The organism is Psychrobacillus sp. Z3-81 (genome assembly GCF_056620325.1).
This window is the reverse complement of sequence record NZ_JBWQPU010000011.1, coordinates 47,193-65,353: the sequence shown is the minus strand read 5'-3', so window position 1 is coordinate 65,353 and position 18,161 is coordinate 47,193. Positions and strand designations below refer to the sequence as shown.

At 43.4% G+C, this 18,161-nt stretch carries 15 protein-coding genes; 1 reads left to right on the top strand and 14 read right to left on the bottom strand.

What is annotated here, in order from left to right:
- Positions 1–23 precede the first annotated feature (23 nt).
- Together AC1ECF_RS12800 and AC1ECF_RS12795 are read right to left on the bottom strand one after the other, a co-directional pair.
- On the bottom strand, positions 24–737 hold the full coding sequence (locus AC1ECF_RS12800) for a WecB/TagA/CpsF family glycosyltransferase (protein ID WP_480389819.1): 714 nt from the start codon (positions 735–737) through the stop codon (positions 24–26).
- Positions 734–2,032, bottom strand: coding sequence for a nucleotide sugar dehydrogenase (locus AC1ECF_RS12795; protein ID WP_480389818.1), 1,299 nt, complete (start codon positions 2,030–2,032; stop codon positions 734–736). The genes AC1ECF_RS12800 and AC1ECF_RS12795 overlap by 4 nt, the downstream gene beginning before the upstream one ends.
- Before the next feature lie 264 nt (positions 2,033–2,296).
- Between AC1ECF_RS12795 and AC1ECF_RS12790 the strand changes: the two genes are divergently transcribed.
- On the top strand, positions 2,297–2,851 hold the full coding sequence (locus AC1ECF_RS12790) for a helix-turn-helix domain-containing protein (RefSeq protein WP_480389817.1): 555 nt from the start codon (positions 2,297–2,299) through the stop codon (positions 2,849–2,851).
- Here the strand turns inward: AC1ECF_RS12790 and AC1ECF_RS12785 are convergent.
- The 12 genes from AC1ECF_RS12785 to AC1ECF_RS12730 form a co-directional block, all read right to left on the bottom strand.
- Positions 2,848–3,810 carry a nuclease-related domain-containing protein gene (locus tag AC1ECF_RS12785; RefSeq protein WP_480389816.1) on the bottom strand — a complete coding sequence of 321 codons (963 nt, stop codon included), beginning with the start codon at positions 3,808–3,810 and terminating at the stop codon, positions 2,848–2,850. The two genes, AC1ECF_RS12790 and AC1ECF_RS12785, sit on opposite strands and share 4 nt — an antisense overlap.
- 1,861 nt (positions 3,811–5,671) lie before the next feature.
- A complete protein-coding gene (locus AC1ECF_RS12780) occupies positions 5,672–6,811 on the bottom strand; it encodes an acetylornithine transaminase (protein WP_480389815.1) in 1,140 nt (379 codons plus the stop codon).
- Positions 6,808–7,587 (bottom strand): acetylglutamate kinase, encoded by a 780-nt coding sequence (gene argB / locus AC1ECF_RS12775; protein ID WP_480389814.1) that lies wholly within the window; start codon positions 7,585–7,587, stop codon positions 6,808–6,810. Before argB ends, AC1ECF_RS12780 begins: the two co-directional genes overlap by 4 nt.
- Positions 7,550–8,776 (bottom strand): bifunctional glutamate N-acetyltransferase/amino-acid acetyltransferase ArgJ, encoded by a 1,227-nt coding sequence (gene argJ, locus AC1ECF_RS12770; RefSeq protein ID WP_480389813.1) that lies wholly within the window; start codon positions 8,774–8,776, stop codon positions 7,550–7,552. The genes argB and argJ overlap by 38 nt, the downstream gene beginning before the upstream one ends.
- Before the next feature lie 15 nt (positions 8,777–8,791).
- Positions 8,792–9,826, bottom strand: coding sequence for an N-acetyl-gamma-glutamyl-phosphate reductase (gene argC, locus AC1ECF_RS12765; protein ID WP_480389812.1), 1,035 nt, complete (start codon positions 9,824–9,826; stop codon positions 8,792–8,794).
- 241 nt (positions 9,827–10,067) lie between these two features.
- On the bottom strand, positions 10,068–10,943 hold the full coding sequence (locus AC1ECF_RS12760) for an anti-sigma-I factor RsgI family protein (RefSeq protein WP_480389811.1): 876 nt from the start codon (positions 10,941–10,943) through the stop codon (positions 10,068–10,070).
- A complete protein-coding gene (sigI, locus tag AC1ECF_RS12755; RefSeq protein WP_480389810.1) occupies positions 10,943–11,656 on the bottom strand; it encodes an RNA polymerase sigma-I factor in 714 nt (237 codons plus the stop codon). The genes AC1ECF_RS12760 and sigI overlap by 1 nt, the downstream gene beginning before the upstream one ends.
- 72 nt (positions 11,657–11,728) lie before the next feature.
- Entirely contained in the window at positions 11,729–12,469 is a 741-nt protein-coding gene (locus AC1ECF_RS12750; RefSeq protein WP_480389809.1) for a hypothetical protein, read from the bottom strand.
- A gap of 271 nt (positions 12,470–12,740) precedes the next feature.
- The gene (locus AC1ECF_RS12745; RefSeq protein WP_480389808.1) at positions 12,741–13,649 is read right to left on the bottom strand and encodes a DMT family transporter; all 909 of its coding nucleotides are present in this window, start codon (positions 13,647–13,649) and stop codon (positions 12,741–12,743) included.
- A 1,152-nt stretch (positions 13,650–14,801) separates the two neighbouring features.
- On the bottom strand, positions 14,802–16,154 hold the full coding sequence (locus tag AC1ECF_RS12740) for an S-layer homology domain-containing protein (RefSeq protein WP_480389807.1): 1,353 nt from the start codon (positions 16,152–16,154) through the stop codon (positions 14,802–14,804).
- Positions 16,155–16,224: 70 nt separating this feature from the next.
- Positions 16,225–17,481 carry an efflux RND transporter periplasmic adaptor subunit gene (locus tag AC1ECF_RS12735; protein WP_480389806.1) on the bottom strand — a complete coding sequence of 419 codons (1,257 nt, stop codon included), beginning with the start codon at positions 17,479–17,481 and terminating at the stop codon, positions 16,225–16,227.
- On the bottom strand, positions 17,482–18,153 hold the full coding sequence (locus tag AC1ECF_RS12730) for a hypothetical protein (protein WP_480389805.1): 672 nt from the start codon (positions 18,151–18,153) through the stop codon (positions 17,482–17,484). It abuts the gene before it with no gap.
- Positions 18,154–18,161 lie beyond the last annotated feature (8 nt).

The following is an 18,161-nucleotide window of genomic DNA, read 5'->3' as shown; positions in this document are numbered from 1 at the left end:
AATAGTAATTTTTAGAAATTTTTTTATTGTTTCTTTTTTAGTGTTTCTAATAAGAACTTCGGCAAGGCCATCTGTCTCTTTATTCGAGAAGGTTCTACCGCTAAACGATACAGCCATTCTGTGCCAGTTTTGAGGAAGAGCTTCGGTGCACGCTTAATGTTGCCAGCTAGTACATCAAAGGATCCACCTACTCCCTGGTATAGGGATGGGTATAGCTTGTCCCTGTTTGCCTCGATCCATAGCTCCTGCTTTGGCGAGCCCATTGCAACAAATAAGATTTCTGGTTTGGCTTCGTTTATTTTAGCAAGGACTTTTTCGTTATCCTTTTCGTAGCCATCCTGTATTCCAGCAACAATTAAGGAAGGATACGTGAATTTCAGCGCTTCCGCTGCCTTTTCTGCTACCCCTGGCTTTGCACCATATAGGAATATCGACTTTTGTGTTTTTGCAGCTTCGCGTACGATGCGGTCCATCATATCGATACCGGTAACACGGGATTTAATGTTTCCCTTATTAAGCTTAGAGGCAAGGATGACTCCTATCCCGTCTGGAATTTGAAATTCCGCACGGTTTAGGAGCGCCTTTAACTCAGGATCCTCTTTTGCCTTCATCAGCTTTTCAGGGTTTATTGCCACGACAAGCGTTTTTTTCTTCTCTTCAATGCGTTGGAATAAGATTTTAATCAATTCATCATAGTTTTCGGTGTTAACGTCCACACCTAGGATTGTTTCTTTCATTGGTTAATTTGCTCCATTACATTACGGTTTTTCGCATCACCAAGTGTGTAGAATGCAAATCCTTGTTGTTCCCATACGTCACGTTGCAAGCAGTTCTTCGTATCTAAAACGATTGGCGTTGCTAGATCCGATTTAAATGCTGATGGATCTAGTTCCTTGAATTCGTTATGATCTGTTAATACTAGAATCATGTCTGCTCCAGCAGTTGCTTCGTTCAACAGCTGAGTTTGCGTCGCATGACCATTAACCTTGATATGTGGGTCATAAGAAACCACATCAAAGCCAAGCTCTTGAAGCTCATGGATTACCTCAGTTGATGGACTTTCACGCATATCGTCTACGTTTCCTTTGAAAGCAAGACCGAATACCGCTACTTTCCCTGTTGTTTTATTTGCTTGAGAAAGTATTTGTTGTACTTTACGAGCAGTATAAGCTGGCATTCCATCGTTTGTACGACGAGCAAGCTCGATGATTTGTGCCTCTGGGCTAAGTTCAACTAGGAACCATGGGTCAACTGCGATACAGTGTCCGCCTACTCCTGGTCCTGGATAGTGAATATTTACACGTGGGTGGAAGTTCGCAAACTTAATAGCCTCCCAAATGTTTACGTCAATTGTCTCAGCAATTTTCGCTAGCTCGTTTGCAAACGCAATGTTTACGTCACGATACGTATTTTCCATTACTTTTACAAGCTCTGCTGTTGTAGCGTCTGTTAAGTGAATTGTTCCTTTTACGAACACTTCGTAAAGCTCTTTCGTCATGATAGAAGACTGTTCGTTGATTCCACCAACAATACGATCATTGTTAATAAGCTCTTCGAAGATACGTCCAGGAATAACACGCTCTGGTGAATGGGATACGAATAGCTCTGTACCGATTTTTAAGCCTGTTTTAATTAGCTCAGGCAGCATGATATTTTCCACTGTTTTTGGTGGTACAGTAGATTCTAATACGACTAAGTTTCCTTCTTTTACGTAAGGAACGATAGATGCTGTTGCTTGGCGAACATACTCAAGGTTCGCTGTTTTGTCAGGATTAATCGGTGATGGTACTGCGATAATAAATACATCTGCCTCTACTGGTTGAGTAGATACAGTTAATAAGCCTTCATCTACCGCTTTTTCCAAGCGCTCTTGAAGACCGTTTTCCTCTATATGAAGCTGTTTATTTTGAATCATTCGTACTGCTTTTTCATTAATGTCAACTCCGTGTACACGGACACCATGGTTGGCAAAAGTAACGGCTGTTGGAAGTCCGATGTAACCTAGACCAACCACACAAATTGTTTTTTGCATAATAAGGTACTTCCCTTCTTTTTTTACCTTGCAGTATTATAGCATATTTTGTTTGGAAGGGCGATAGGGAACTCATGAGTTTGGGGATAATTGGGACGTTGGTTTTGGCAGAACTGTTCATCATCGTGTTTTTTGGTCTATGTTTATTCATTTTACTTACATAAAACATGGTTGATTCTGGTAAGAAAAAAAGGCACAATAGAGAGTATACATAGTTTTCTTAAAATTTGTTTAATGAATGTTTATCCAAAGGGGTGTGTGGGAATGGAATTTCCGAAAGAGGAAGTAGGTAAAAGAATTCGGCATTTAAGGAAGCAAATGGCTTTAACATCCGACGAGCTTGCCAAGCTTGCTGGCATCAGTCAAAGTATGATCTCTCAAATCGAACGTGGTCAGGTTTCCCCTTCTCTCGAAACACTTTGGAGGCTGAGCCACTGTCTCAAGGTCCCCGTTTTCTCATTCTTTGAAGCGGAGGCATCCAGCACAGTAACCATAAACCGCGCGAGCGAAACCAAGCTCCTCAAGCGCGTGCGACCTAACGTAAGCTACCAGCTGCTCTCCCCAACCTCTGGCAAACAGATGAGCTTCTTCAAGATGATTGTCGCACCTGGCGAAGAGACAGACTCCCCGCTTATGTATCACTCCGGCGAGGAATGCGGCTACATGTTAGTCGGCGACTTAGAGGTCGAGATTGATGGGGATGTGTACGAGCTACACGAAGGAGATAGCATTTATTTTGACAGCTCTTACCCTCACCGCTTTGTGAATAAGGGTGAAGTGGATGCGGTTGCAGTTTGGGCAATGACACATAGTTTTTAGGGGTCCTCTCGGTGGAGAGGGCTTTTTTTGTAGGTTGCATTTCGGAAGGTTCCTTGTTTTTCTAGATGGAGACTCTTCATTATCCGATAAGCTTGATGCTTAGTTTGTAAGCATAGATACTCTCTACAATCTTGATTCGTTAAGGTTGCTTTAAAAATCAGGAAATACTCACGGATTGCACGAATATGTGCCTTTTTATCAATTGCTTGGCAATTGGTACAAAGCCAATTACGAGTTATTTTTTTCATACCAATGTGACTACATTTATCACATATAGCTCCTTTGCGAAGGTGAGTAGATGGAATAGAAAAATGATTGGAAAGTGGAAATGGATGAAAAGGTCTGTTTTCATAACGGATTACTCTTTGTAATCTAGTTAGCTGGTCCGCGGAGATAGTTGGAATGTGGATTTGATCTCGAAGGTATTGTCTTATTTCATTTTTAAACAGCAGCTTAGTTTCCATCGGTGGAACTGTAACATGACTACTGGCAAAAGGAATAATCAATGCTCCTGTGACAGGAAGATTTATCTGATGCTTTTTGAAAAAAAATGTTAGTTGGTGAATTGCTTCTTTCAGTTGAATTTCTGGACTTTCAAAAGTAGTTTTTTCTCCATTCGGCAATGTACGGACCATTTGGTAAGGACTCGACTGAAACTCAATATCCCCCTTTATATTTTTAACTTCGAAGATAATTGCTCTACTGGGAGTAATGATTAACACATCTATTTGGAAAAGGTTATCGCCAACTAAGGTTAGGTCATGAAAAATATAAAAGTTGTACGGAAGCACCACTTTTTTCAGCGCTGTCATGGTAACCTCTTCTCCATAGCTACCAGCTAGAGTTCTATTTAGTTCTTCAAATATGGATTGAAATTTAGGATGGTTTCTCGGAAGGCGTTTAAGAAGGGCTTGAAGAGCCTCAAGATAGAGGGATTGGGTGTAAGGTTTTATTATCATATACAAATAATACCATATGATAATTAACTATGCTTACTTTTTTCGTATTATTATTGGAGCTTTCTCTTAGTAGGTCAGTGGACACTGCCACTGTTCTAGGATCCACTGCCGAAGGAGGCGTGCTTTGGCAATGGGCCACTTTTTGCTGCGCAAAAAGTGGAGATTCTCATTTCCTCCTGCGTAGGTAGTGGCTGTTCGGAGGAATAGTCGCTTTCACATCCGGTTTAGTCACGTTCAGCCGATAGTTAGTCGCTCTCCCTTTCCATTTAGTCACGTACGAAGGTCGTTTAGTCGCGTTCACCATTCGTTTAGTCACTTATCGGAAATTTACTGGAAATTTTCTATCTATGTGGGGCACTGGACACTGCCACTGTTCTAGGATCCACTGCCGAAGGAGGCGTGCTTTGGCAATGGGCCACTTTTTGCTGAGCAAAAAGTGGAGATTCTCATGTCCTCCTGCTTAGGTAGTGGCTGTTCGGAGGAATAGTCGCTTTCACATCCGGTTTAGTCACGTTCAGCCGATAGTTAGTCGCTCTCCCTTTCCATTTAGTCACGTACGAAGGTCGTTTAGTCGCGTTCACCATTCGTTTAGTCACTTATCGGAAATTTACTGGAAATTTTCTATCTATGTGGGGCACTGGACACTGCCACTGTTCTAGGATCCACTGCCGAAGGAGGCGTGCTTTGGCAATGGGCCACTTTTTGCTGGGCAAAAAGTGGAGATTCTCATGTCCCCCTGCATAGGTAGTGGCGGCTTTGGTGGAATAGTCGCCTTCACAGTCGGTTTAGTCACGTTCATCCAATAGTTAGTCGCTCTCCCCTTCTATTTAGTCACTTTCGAAGGAGATTTAGTCGCGTTCAACACTCGATTAGTCACTTATCGGAAATTTGCTGGAAATTTTCTATCTATGTAGGTCAGTGGACACCGCCACTGTTCTAGGATCTACTGCCGAAGGAAGCGAGCTTTGGCAATGGGCCACTTTTTGCTGGGCAAAAAGTGGAGATTCTCATGTCCCGCTGCGTAGGTAGTGGCGGCTTTGGTGGAATAGTCGCCTTCACAGTCGGTTTAGTCACGTTCATCCAATAGTTAGTCGCTCTCCCCTTCTATTTAGTCACTTACGAAGGAGATTTAGTCGCGTTCAACACTCGATTAGTCACTTATCGGAAATTTACTGGAAATTTTCTATCTATGTAGGTCAGTGGACACCGCCACTGTTCTAAGATACCCTGCCGAAGAAGGCGTGCTTTGGCAATGGGCCACTTTTTGCTGGGCAAAAAGTGGAGATTCTCATGTCCTCCCTGCTTAGGTAGTGCTTGCTTTGGAGGAATAGTCGCCTTCACATCTGATTTAGTCACGTTCAGCCGATAGTTAGTCGCTCTCCCCTTCCATTTAGTCACGTTCGAAGGGATTTAGTCACGTTCACCACTCGATTAGTCACTTATCGGAAATTTACTGGAAATTTTCTATCTATGTAGGTCAGTGGACACCGCCACTGTTCTAAGATCTACTGCCGAAGGAAGCGTGCTTTGGCAATGGGCCACTTTTTGCTGAGCAAAAAGTGGAGATTCTCATGTCCTCCTGCTTAGGTAGTGGTGGCTTTGGAGGAATAGTCGCTTTCACATCCGGTTTAGTCACGTTCAGCCGATAGTTAGTCGCTCTCCCTTTCCATTTAGTCACGTACGAAGGTCGTTTAGTCGCGTTCACCATTCGTTTAGTCACTTATCGGAAATTTACTGGAAATTAACCGCCTCCAACACAAAAACCACCCAACCGGGTGGTTTTTATTGTCCCTATGAATAGCGGTTCGCGGACCGGCTTTAATTCAAGTGGGCTTATTTAGTTATGAGCACTCCATCGATCCTAGATGGACACCACTGCATTGAACACGTCCGCTAGGATAGCGGTGGCTTGGTCGATTTCTTCCTTGGACACCGTTAGCGGTGGTAGGACGCGGATGACGTTTGGGCCGGCTGCTACTAGGAGCAGGCCTGCTTTTTCAGCAGCGGTGATGTATGGTGCTGCCTCGCCATCACAGATGATGCCAATCATGAGTCCTAGGCCGACTATTTGGTTATTCGGAAGTGTTTCCTTTAGCTTACCCATAAAGTAGGCGGATGTTTCATTCACATTCGCTAAAAATTCATCTTGGAAGACGTGGTCGACTACGGTCGTTGCTACAGCGACTGCTAGTGGGTTGCCGCCGAAGGTCGTACCGTGAACACCTGGTCCGAAGGTTGGGCCTACTGCTGCTGTACCGAGCAGGGCACCGATTGGGAAGCCTCCCCCTAGCCCCTTCGCTAGGGACATGATGTCTGGCTTCAAGCCGACTTGCTCGTGGGCATAGCGGGTCCCGGTTCGGCCGATGCCGGTTTGGACTTCGTCGATGATTAGGAGGATGCCCTTTTCTTCGCAGATTTCGTTGATTGCCGCTACGAATTCAGGAGTTACCTTGTTGACGCCGCCTTCTCCTTGGATGACCTCTAGCATGATGGCGCAGACTTCGTCGTCGATCACTGCTTTTAATTTTTCTACATCGTTAAATGGCACGGTACGGAAGGTTTCGAGTAATGGTCCAAAGCCGTTTCGTACTTTTTCCTGACCAGTTGCGGACATGGCACCGAAAGTCCGGCCATGGAACGATTTTTCGAAGGTGATGATTACGTGCTTGCCTGTGTGCTTGCGCGCAAGCTTGATAGCGGCCTCATTCGCCTCTGTTCCACTGTTGCAGAAAAAGGCATGCGCAAAGTGAGTTCCTTCTATTAATTTGGCAGCCAGTTTTTCTTGACCTGGGTTTTCGAATAAATTCGATGTGTGCCATAGCTTCTGACTTTGTTGCTGAATGGTTTCCACTAGTGCGGGGTGTGCATGGCCTAGGCTTAGCACAGCGATACCACTGGTGAAATCCAGGTATTCCTTTCCGTTAACGTCTGTTAGGATTGTTCCTTTTCCTTTTACGGGCTGTACCTGTCGACGAGCGTAATTGGGAAATAAAGCACTCATGCATAAACCTCCTGTTTAAGTATGGTTGTTCCTTGGAGCTGTTCATCAACAATTTGAACGGACGGAATTCCTGCCGCCAAACAGTCTAGAGCTGCTGTCACCTTTGGGATCATACCTCCGTAGATATCTCCTGAAGTAATCCAGCCACGTATCGCATCGGCCAGAATGACCCGCTGCACGTCCCCTGCTATTTTAATGCCAGGAGTATCTGTCACTAGATAAAGGCTTTCTGCTCCTACTGCCAATGCAACGGCGCTTGCCACCGTATCCGCATTTATATTGAGTGGCGTGCCATCCTCCGTACAGCTTATGCAGGAAATGACAGGCGTAATGCCATTGACAAGTAGGGTATCTAGAATTCCAGTGTTCACTTGTTTTATTTCTCCAACATATCCATATAATCCTTTATTTAGGAAGTCGCAAGTTAATAAATTTGCATCATAGCCGCTGAGTCCAATGGCTGCGATATTATGTTTACACAGCTGGTTCACTAGGAAGGGATTTACCTTACCAACCAGCGTGCTTTGGACGATATGCACTGCCTCTTCAGAGGTCACCCGGAAACCATTGATCGTAGTAGAAGTGACCTGATTGTCCGAGAGCGCCTGGTTGATTGCCGGGCCACCGCCATGGACGATGATAATTTCATTGCCATCTGCGATTAGTTGCTTGAAGATGGAGAAGAAGCCCTCCTGCAAGCCTTCAAGCATACTGCCGCCCAGCTTGATCACGATTCGCTTAGGAACGATAGGTTGCATTGATTTGGACATAGTCATACGTCAAATCACACCCCCATGCTGTTCCTTGTCCGTTGCCTTGATTTAATTCCACTACAAATTTAATGTCTGCTTGCTTTAAATACAGATGGGCTTCCTCCTCCGAGAAAGGCACTGGTCCCCCATCGCTCACAACTTGGATATCGCCAATCCAGATGTTGATGCCATATGGGTCGATGGTTGCCCCACTGTAGCCGATTGCTGCAATAATGCGTCCCCAGTTTGCATCGCTTCCGAAGACTGCCGTTTTCACAAGCGGTGACCCCACAACTGTTTTGGCAATTTTACGTGCTTCCTCATCACTCACTGCGCCATTTACTTCTACCTCAATCAGCTTCGTTGCCCCTTCGCCGTCCTTTGCAATCATTTTCGCAAGGTCGAGTGATACCATATGAAGCGTTTCGATAAAGTTGGACCAGTCTGGGTGAGATGGTGTTAACGCGCTGTTACCTGCCAACCCATTTGCCATGACAAGCACCATATCATTAGTAGAAGAATCGCCATCGACCGTAATTGCATTAAAGGTGACGTCCGTGATGGATTTTAAAGCCGCTTGCAGGTAATCAGATTCGATATTTGCATCGGTGGTAATGAATGCAAACATCGTCGCCATATTTGGCTCGATCATGCCAGAGCCCTTCGCAGTACCGGCAATGATGACTTCCTTCCCATCTATCATTGTTTTATAGCTGGTGTCCTTGGTCACCGTATCGGTTGTCATGATGGCTTGAGAGAAATTAATCGCCCCTTCTAGCTCATCAGTAGGCTCCAGCTTTTGGATTCCTGAAAGCAGTGGCTCCATTTTCAGCATTTGACCTATGACGCCAGTGGATCCCACGCCAACTAACTCTGGAGCAATTCCTAGCTTTTCTGCCGTTTTTTCTTGCATTGTATAGGCATCTAGAATTCCTTGTTTTCCTGTGCAGGAATTCGCAATACCAGAGCATACGACCAATGCTTGCATTTTCTTTGTGGAGTAGACGACTTCCTTCGTGACTACGAGCGGCGCACCAATGATGGCATTCGTAGAAAATACTCCTGCAACGCTTGCTGGCACCTCACTAGTCAGTAGCGCCAGGTCCTTCTTCTTATGCTTTAATCCACAGTGGATCCCTGTTGCCTTAAAGCCTTTTGGCGATGCGATATTCTTATAAGCGATACGTTTTTTGGTCATCGTAGCAGCAATCATTTGTAAACCTCCTTTTTAAATGAATAATGGGACAAGTGATAGGCCAGTCTTCTGGTCCAGGCCAAATTGGACGTTCATATTCTGGATTGCCTGACCGGCTGCCCCTTTTACTAGATTGTCAATGACAGAGACGACGGTTGCCCTGTTCGTGCGGGTATCTACTTTCACATGAATATCACAGTAGTTCGAGCCGTAGACCTGGTTCGTGCCAAATTTGTTTGTGTCTTTTACGATTCGTACAAATGGATGATTTGCATAGGCTTCCTCTAGCGTATCTACTAGCTGCTTTTCTGTTACTCCTTCTTGCACGGGGGCATAGCTGGTTGCTAGAATGCCTCTAGTCATCGGAACGAGATGGGTTGTAAACGTGATAGGCGCTGTTGCCCCTGCAAACATTTCCATCGCTTGCTCTATTTCTGGGATATGCTGATGCTCATGGAGCTTATAGATTGCTATATTTTCATTCGTCTCGCTGAAATGCGTCATGGCGGTCGGTTTATTGCCAGCCCCGGAAATGCCACTTTTTGCATCGATGAACAGCAAGGACGGATCGATTAGTTTTTCTTTTATTAGTGGTAAAACGGATAATAGCACTGCCGTTGGATAGCAGCCTGGGTTAGCAATAAGCGGCGCTTCTGCTATTTGACGCTCATTCCATTCGGTTAGCCCATAGACGCTTTGCTCCACTGCCTCTAAGGGGGCAGGCTCCTTTTTATACCACTGCTGATAGGACGATAGGTTTTTTAAGCGGAAATCTCCGGATAGGTCAATAAGCTTTGGACCTTTTCCAATAAAAGCGGGTAAAAGCTCAGAGGTTACACCGGAGGGAGTACTTGTAAAAATGCAATCATATTCTAGTATTCTATTAGGCTCTATCTCTAGTAATGGCTCATCGTAAATATTCATAAATGATGTATATTTATCCGAAAAGTGAATACCAGCCTCTGAAGACGAAAATAAATCAATAGCATCCACTTCTGGATGGTTATGTAAAATTCTAATTAGTTCAAGCCCTCCGTAACCGGTAGCTCCTATAATGCCCACTTTCATTTTTCCACCTCTTTCCTGATAATAAAAATAGTATAATACTGCATAATTATAAAGTCAAACGTATTTTTATTTGTTTTAGTAATTTTTTTATATGGAACATGGAGAGGGGAAAGGAAAAAGAGGTTGGGATAAAACTTCTGGGCATTGGTTTGGAGTATTGTCAGCGAAAAACGTAAAAGAGAAGAAGCACTTATAATTCTCATAAGCGCCTCTTCTCTTCTCTTCTCTTCTCACAGTATTGTTATTCCTTATTATGATGTTTTCCATCATGCTTGCCTTTCGGCGGGTGGTCTTTCTTATTTTTACCTTTGTCTTGCTCTTTGTTTTTATGGGGATTTTTTTCTTGCTTCTTTTCGTGTTGCTTGGCCGGTTTTTCTTTCTTCTTCTCTTTATTTTGGGAAGGAGAATGCTGCTGTTTCTTCTCAGCTGCCGGTTTCTTATCTTGCTTTGCTTTATCTACAGAAGGAGCGTCCTGCTTCTTATTTTGCTGAGTAGATTTCTGTTTTTTATACTGCTGGATAGATTTTTGCTTTTCATTCGCCTTAGAACGTTCTTCCTTCGTGCTCTTTTCAAGCTGCACTGGTTTTTCCGAATTTTTTTGCTGTACTTCATTTACCGCCTTTTCAATTGTCTGCTTAAGCTCTTCCTTTTCCTCTTTTTCATAGATGGTCGTAATGACCACTTCTTCCTTCGGACTAATTTCTTTCACTGCCTGAGTCAGGACAACAGCAATAGGGAGTCCAATCCAATCAGCTCCTATTTCTGTCGATGCCTCATCTAACGACCTTAGGGTAACAACGTTTCCTTCTTCATCTACACCGAGCTCAATGGAGTCTACACCCTCCAATTGAACATACGCATAGGCTTTCTCTGACTCAGGAATCATCGATGCGACAAAAACGATTAGAAGCACTGCTGCTACGAGAACTGGGGCAAGAAACGAAGGCTTCCATTTTTTCCGAGGATTCATTTGCGGCTGAAGCAGATAAAACTCTACCTCTTCCCCGATGGAAGGATTCTCTACCACCGGCGTACCGCGCAAAAATTCGCCCTCGGTTGTCAGAAAAACGAAATGAGTCTCCTGTTTCTCACAGACAATGCCTCTATACTTGCGCATCATATGATTTCTCCTTTCACATAGTCCTTTATATAAACAAAATCACTTTTTAGCAGGAGGATGACTGCTATCATATACTTTCGATGTCTCTCCAAGGTTTTTCTCGAAACCCCTACAAGTGACTCGACATCTTTTAATGGCAGCTTCTTTTTGGCAATAAAAGAAGCATAAAGCTCCTCTGATTCGGAAATAATTTGTGCAATTTGAAAGGCAGTTCTTCTACTGTCCGCGTGCTTTGGCGCAGAGGAAGTCAGCTCTTCAAAGGAGAGCTTGTACTCAGCCAGAAGCTCCTTATATTTAAGAAGCTCCTCTCTCCTGCTTGCAGCTTGCTCCTCCTCAGCGTGGCGATGAAGCGAACGCTCCTCTAGTATTTGGTTTTCAAATTCTACTAGCTGCTCTTTCCGTGTAGATTCCTTTCGCAAGAAATCTAGTAATCTTCTCTTTATGACCAAATGTGCAAAGGTTTCTAAAGAGGCGTTTTTTTCTTCGTTATATGCAATCAAAGCCTCATGAAAACCCTGCAACGAAATACTGAATTCCTCATCTTGCTCATTAATCTGTCTTTTGCAAATATAGGAAGCTGTTTTTTTAATAAAAGGGGTATACTCAAATAGAAGGTCATTTACTGCCTCCTTTTGATCCTTTGCCCTAACATTGAGCCTAGTGGTATTTGGTTTTGATTTAAATAGGCCCTGTATTATGGACAAAAGCATACATACCCTCCGTTCTCATTCAAGCCTTCATCTGATTGTAGCCGGCTTTATTGAAAATGAAAAGCGGTTCTATCATTTATTGTGATTCGGATGATCCTCATGCTTCTTCCCTTTTTTACGTTCATGGGAATGCTTTGCTCGATCAGCCTTTTTTTCTGCCTTTTCTTTTGCCTTTAAGGCTTTTCTTTCAAGCTTTTGTTGTTCCTTTAAAGCCTTCTTCTCTTCCTTTTTTTCGTGCTTATCGGCATGTTTATGTGCCTTTTTCTCTTTTTGCTCTTTCTTTTCTTTCTTTTCTGGTTTAGGCTCTACTGGCACGACCGGTTTGACGATCGGCTCCTTCTTTGCAGGGGCCTCTGCCTTTATTTCCTTTTTCGATGTTTTTTTGAACGAAGCTATTGTGTCCTTGATTGATAGCTTAATAGATGCTTTTGCCTCCTCAGTAGGGGCGTTCTCATAAGCTTTCACTAACGCAATGATACTGTTCAAGAAAACTACCGTCTCTGCCTTGCTGTCCTTATTATCTACATAGGCCTCATACTCACTGATTTGACGATCGATCGCTTTTTTTAGTGCAGCCTTTGCTTCCGCATCCCCTGCTTGCTCATATGCATGAAGCAGACCAATCAGCTTTTTGCTCGTATGGCTTGGCGAGAAGTCCTTTTCGACCTTACTTTCGTCTACCGATTTTTTCTCAGTCACCTTCGTAATGCTAACCGTATCAAATTCATCCGCAGCCCAAGCATAGCTAGCTCCTGATACGGTAAGCGTTACCGCCAATAATGCCGCTCCCGTCTTCTTCCATTTCCTTTGCAATCACATCACCTCTTCCAATCATGTACCCTTTTGGGCCCTTCACTTAGTTATTCGAATGGTATCTGTAATTTGTGGGGGTCGGAAATAAAAAAAGTAACCGATTGTTAAATCAGTTACTCCAGGCTTCCATTATCTAGTTATCCAGAAATCGAGAAATCGAGAAATCTTATGACAAATCTAATGAGTATGAGACTAAAAAAGACCAGTAAAAGGATGAGAAGTATTTTTTTCGGGTTACGCACGCCAGTCCTCCATTCCTAACGAGTAGGTTCTATTGTAACATTGCCCTCTTTCTCCGTTTTCTCCAGATATCCTCTGCTGCCCCGGAGCCGAGAATAACACCTATTACGATGAGCAGCAAGCCAAGGAAGTGTCTAATAGTTAAAATTTCTCCCAGGAATAAAGCAGATAGAACAATGGAGAATAGCGTGTTCAAATTCATAAATATCGCCGCTTTTGTTGCGCCTGCCTTTCCAACCGCATAGTTGTATATCATATGACCAACCGCAGTACAAATAATCGCAGATGTAATAAAGATAACCCAAAATGCTGACGACTGCTCCCCAAAGCTCTTAATAGCACCCGGCTCTTGAATAAGACTTATTACAATTAAAGCAAGTGACCCTATCACCAGCATATAGCCAGTCAACAGTCTTGGATCCAAGGTTCTAGCAGCTTTTGTAATTACCATAAAGCTTAGCACTTGCATAAAAATAGCCATGAACACGTAAAAATCCCCAATATTACCGCCACCCATTCCACCACCTACTAGGATGGAGACGAATACGCCTGCAAGACCAATGACTAACCCTATCCACTGAATCATAGACGGAAAGGACTTTAAAATAATAGCTCCCGTAATGGCGGTCAAAATCGGACCTGCCCCAAGAATCAACCCACCATGCGTCGCACTTGTAATAGAGAGACCCATATTCAAGAAGTAATGGTGCGCCACAACATTTAAAATAGATCCTAGCAAAATATAAGTCCATTCTTTTTTAGTAGGCTTTCGAAGAAGCTTCATTTTCCATAAAATCAGCACTACTGCTATCCCAGCTATAAAAATACGAAACGCCGTTAAAGTAACTGGTGGAACCGCCGTCACTAAATACTTCAAAGCAGGCACATTTGCTCCCCATACCAACATCACAAAAACAAGCATCGTATAAATCTTCCACATAGTTATTTCCCTCACTTTCTACTTAGCGATTGAACCTCCCGATTCCATCGCTCCTACATAAAAATCCCTACTTACTAAGTGAGAGTTTCTTTGCATTATACCAGTATAACGATTTCGGAAATAATTGTTAAGGAAATAGATTTGCTTTGGATGGTTACTAAATGGCGAGGGGGATAGGTGAGGTGGATTAGGAGAATGTCGGATGCGTGGCGGCTTACTGGTGATTGGGGTAGGGATTGGGGTTGGGTTTACTCTCGGTCGGCTGGGATTTACTCTCGTATAGAGTAAGGATACTCTCACTTGGGGACCATTTATTCTCGGATAGACCAGATTTATTCTCATTCGGCCGGTTTACTCTCGTTCGGCTTAGATTTATTCTCGGATAGCCAAATTTTACTCTCGGTTAAAATGGTGGAAAGGCATGGCCTGGGTCTGCCTGCTATCAGTCAAGAGGTTACTCTTGCTCGGCTTCACTTTACTCTCGGTTAAACCAGGTTTATTCTCATTCGACTGGTTTACTCTCGTTCGGCCGGGATTTACTCTCAGTTAGCCTGACTTTTACTCTCGGTTAAAATGGTGGGAGGCATGGCCAGGGTCCACATGGTAGTGATCAAGTTGCTACTCATTTTTATTACTCTCATTCGGAGAGGATTTATTCTCACTTAGACTGGGTTTACTCTCATTCGGAGAACCTTTACTCTCGGATAGACCAGGTTTATTCTCATTCGACTGGTTTACTCTCGTTCGGTCGGGATTTACTCTCAGTTAGCCTGACTTTACTCTCGGTTAAAATGGTGGGAGGCATGGCCAGGGTCCACTTGGAATCGGTCAAGGGGTCTCGATGGATTTCAATTTACTCTCGGATAGGGTGGGTCACTCTCAGTCGGTAGGGATTTATTTCTCGGATAGGGTGAGGTTACTCTCACTCAGCAACCATTTACTCTCGGATAGACCAGGTTTATTCTCATTCAGCTGGTTTACTCTCGTTCAACAGACATTTACTCTCAGTTAGCCATGTTTTACTCTCGGTTAAAATGGACATAAGGCATAGCCAAGGTCTGCTTGGGAGCGGCTAGGTCTTTAGTTGGTTCTCAGTAATCCTGTTAGACTATATAGAAAAGCATCCGAAGATATCGGATGCTTTTCCTTCATTTATTTCTTTAAGGTATATTTCTTTCCGTTCTCTCCTACTATTTCTATTGCTGTTGGCGTGATGGTCATATCTTTCGCTTGGACATTTGAAAGCTTTGTTGCTTTCTTGTCTATCAAGCTATACCTGTAAACGCCAGTTTTGTTGAAGTAATACATGGTCGAGTGGTCATAGTCTATTGATTGGTGATATTGGGTAAATGCAACTTCATGTTCATAGGCCATTGGCTTAAAAATGAAGCGAGCATTGAATTTATGTTCAAACCTTCTGTCATTTCCTTCTAAATCTACTGAGTAGAGCTGTAGAGAGTGATCTATATTAGCTAGGTTTTGGTGAATAGGCTCTTTGGGATTTGGCTCCATTGTATAATAAATTCGGTCATTCCATATATACATGTTGCGTTGCATTTCCTCAAATCGATTTAATGGAATTTCAGACCATTCCCCACCTTCCAAGGAGGTTTTCGTGATAGCGAATCCCATAGGTTTGTCTGTAGCTTGTGAGACTCCTTTTTGATATAGGAAATAAATATCGTCATTATAGAGGACGATTGGAAAGTTCCACCCAAGCCAAATTGTATAAGTGCCACCGTCAGAAGGGTAATCTGTGGAATCTAGTAAGATTTTTTCTTCCTTCGTCTTTTGGTTTATTTTCACAAGACTGACTTTATCGCCTTCCTTCTTCATCGAATATGTCCATCCTTCGCGGTCAATGGAGGTGCCGAGTTCTCCCACGGATGATTTGTAGCTACCTACCTTCATCGAGTCGTCCATTGCACGAGCTAGAAATGCAGAGAAGTGTGCTCGCGTCACCGGCTCCGATGGCTTGAAAGTGCCATCTGGATACCCACTTGCTACTCGATGTTTTGCTACACTGTTTACATCGCCGTATGCCCAATGATTTGAAGAAACGTCGATGAATGTCGGCTGCTTGTCCAGCGTCATATTGAATGAGCGACGGAGAATTGCTGCCATCTGTGCACGAGTTGTAGTTTCTCCCGGTCTCATATAACCATTCTCTCCGCGGAGGATTCCCTTCTCGTTTACCGTTGCCAGAATACGATAATAGCTCGATTTCTTTGTTACATCTTTAAAATTTACCGTAGGGTTATCCACCAGCTCAATATCTAAAGCTTTAATTAGCATCGCTGCAGCTTGCGCCCTTGTAATTGGCTCGTTCGGTCTGAAGGTGCCATCTGGATACCCACTGATAATTCCTTTTTCATACAAATAGAGAATGGCTCCAGCGGATCCGTTACTCTCAATATCAGATAATGGCGTCTTCTTTGCATGCGTAGGTGTTGCGACAGGAAACAATAGCAAAAGAACTGTCAATGTAGCAATAAACCTCTTCATATATCCACCTCCTAGAATATTTACATAATTTTACCATAAAAAGACCTCTGCGGGAAAGCAGAGGCCATTCTTATTTATACGTTATATACTTCACATAATCCTTCCAGCTTACAGCTTTTACACTGTTCCAGCTTGGCAGCTCCAATGGGAGGGGAAGGAAGGTTTGTGTTCCTTCGTATTTTAATTCCTCCTCTACCACCACGGTGTCTGTCGGAAGACCATTCACAATTGCATGATTTTCTAGTTGGAAAGGTACTGTAACAGGTGTGACTGTAAGCCTCCCTCTCTCATCCAATGTGTAAATAGCTTTTTGTTGTTCTACGGTTGCTAGAAGCCATGTGGATGGTACTCTCACCGCATCTGTTGCTTCATCTGTCACAAAGACGGTGTTCACATTTGCTGCAAACGGTATTTCATCTATCTGCTCCGTGAGACCTACTTGGATTTCATAGAGCGGTTTATCGTAACGCTTGTCAAACTGCTCGAAGGCATTCAGCCATTTAGAAGTATCCACCGGTACTGTTGATTTGCTAATGAGGGAGCCCTCTAACACGCCTTCTACATGTTCAGAAAAACCACTAACTTGCTGACCTTCCTCTAACTCATGCCAATCCTTTTCCTCTACGTAAGTTACAAGGGATTTTTCATTCGTGAAGATTTCAATTAAATATTTTCCATTCTCTTCTTGAATCGAACCGATCGTTCCTTCCACTGGACTCACTACGGAAAGATCTCCGGCAGGTTGGCTTAGCTGAGACCGCACAATCTCTAATTGCCTTTCAATCTCCAGTAGCCTTACCTCGGTTTCCGCAATTGCCTGAGCAAAATTTCCATCTTGGGAGGCACTCACATCTACTTGGACATTTACGTCCATTTCACCATCCCCAGTGTTAGCTGTCGAGGTGTTACTGTCGCTAACCGTACCAGGAGTAGAGGCTCTTTCAGATTCCAATCTGCTTTGAAGCTGAAGAAGCTGTCCTTGCTCGATCTGGTAAGCCTGCTGCTGAGTTTCCCATAAAGAACGCTGTTCATCCTCATAGGCTGTGTTCAGCTGTGCAAGCTCCATTTCCGGTTGCACAACATCTCCTTCAGAAACTAGTAAATTATTTACCTTCTCCATTTCGATAGCCACACGGACAATATCGGTTGGCACAATTACTGACTCTTTTTCTAGCTCCTTCACGTATGTGTTATGAGAAGGCCGGTCAAATTCCTCAATATAGTAGGTTCTTTCAATTTCGCTTTTCTCATCAAATAGTAATATTGCATTTGTCGCCACTAACGAAGATACAACAATTGCAATGCCAATCGCATACCATCTATTCATTTATATACCCTCCTCGATCCATTTAGTAATTGGGAGGACTTCTATACCAGCAGCGAGTACTGCTAGAATTACCTGGATGGCAATGAGAATCAGGAGCACATTTCGTGCGGACATATCTGTGAACGATTTGACGAACTGATACTGAATAGCAACGATTAAGGCTACTGTAATTGAAAAATGGTCAAATAGCGCAATAATATACGGTTGATCTAAAAACACTGCCGCCATAGGCCCAAATGATAAAACAGAGTAATCAGTTGTATAGCCTACGATTGCATATAGAAAAAAGTTAAATGCTTTTTCCATCACCAGGATACTTACTACAAACAGCTGAATTACCGCCACCTTGGATAGGTCGATGGTAAATATTTTATGTAATAAATAGGAGATTCCGAAAAAGAAGAAGGCAAAGTATAGAATTGCCGATAAGATTGCCCCAATTACAGAAACGAGTCTTGCGATGATATAAGTATCCTCAAAGCCTTTTACAAATAAGTAAGTTAAACCCTCTGTATGCATGCCCCATACATCTCGTAGTGCAAATAATAGTGCCGTCAGCAATGCCACTATCCACACTCTACTTCGGAAGCCACGCATAGTAGCGTCATTCAAGGAATCAATCAAGTCTCCTTGATGGAAAAGATGCTTCCAAAATTTAAATTCAAAAAACATTCCTTTGC

Bases quoted from the DNA above. Each gene is read 5' to 3' on its own strand.
- AC1ECF_RS12800 (WP_480389819.1), bottom strand. From the start codon at position 737: ATGAAAGAAACAATCCTAGGTGTGGACGTTAACACCGAAAACTATGAT.
- AC1ECF_RS12795 (WP_480389818.1), bottom strand. From the start codon at position 2,032: ATGCAAAAAACAATTTGTGTGGTTGGTCTAGGTTACATCGGACTTCCA.
- AC1ECF_RS12790 (WP_480389817.1), top strand. From the start codon at position 2,297: ATGGAATTTCCGAAAGAGGAAGTAGGTAAAAGAATTCGGCATTTAAGG.
- AC1ECF_RS12785 (WP_480389816.1), bottom strand. From the start codon at position 3,810: ATGATAATAAAACCTTACACCCAATCCCTCTATCTTGAGGCTCTTCAA.
- AC1ECF_RS12780 (WP_480389815.1), bottom strand. From the start codon at position 6,811: ATGAGTGCTTTATTTCCCAATTACGCTCGTCGACAGGTACAGCCCGTA.
- argB (WP_480389814.1), bottom strand. From the start codon at position 7,587: ATGACTATGTCCAAATCAATGCAACCTATCGTTCCTAAGCGAATCGTG.
- argJ (WP_480389813.1), bottom strand. From the start codon at position 8,776: ATGATTGCTGCTACGATGACCAAAAAACGTATCGCTTATAAGAATATC.
- argC (WP_480389812.1), bottom strand. From the start codon at position 9,826: ATGAAAGTGGGCATTATAGGAGCTACCGGTTACGGAGGGCTTGAACTA.
- AC1ECF_RS12760 (WP_480389811.1), bottom strand. From the start codon at position 10,943: ATGCGCAAGTATAGAGGCATTGTCTGTGAGAAACAGGAGACTCATTTC.
- sigI (WP_480389810.1), bottom strand. From the start codon at position 11,656: ATGCTTTTGTCCATAATACAGGGCCTATTTAAATCAAAACCAAATACC.
- AC1ECF_RS12745 (WP_480389808.1), bottom strand. From the start codon at position 13,649: ATGTGGAAGATTTATACGATGCTTGTTTTTGTGATGTTGGTATGGGGA.
- AC1ECF_RS12740 (WP_480389807.1), bottom strand. From the start codon at position 16,154: ATGAAGAGGTTTATTGCTACATTGACAGTTCTTTTGCTATTGTTTCCT.
- AC1ECF_RS12735 (WP_480389806.1), bottom strand. From the start codon at position 17,481: ATGAATAGATGGTATGCGATTGGCATTGCAATTGTTGTATCTTCGTTA.
- AC1ECF_RS12730 (WP_480389805.1), bottom strand. From the start codon at position 18,153: ATGTTTTTTGAATTTAAATTTTGGAAGCATCTTTTCCATCAAGGAGAC.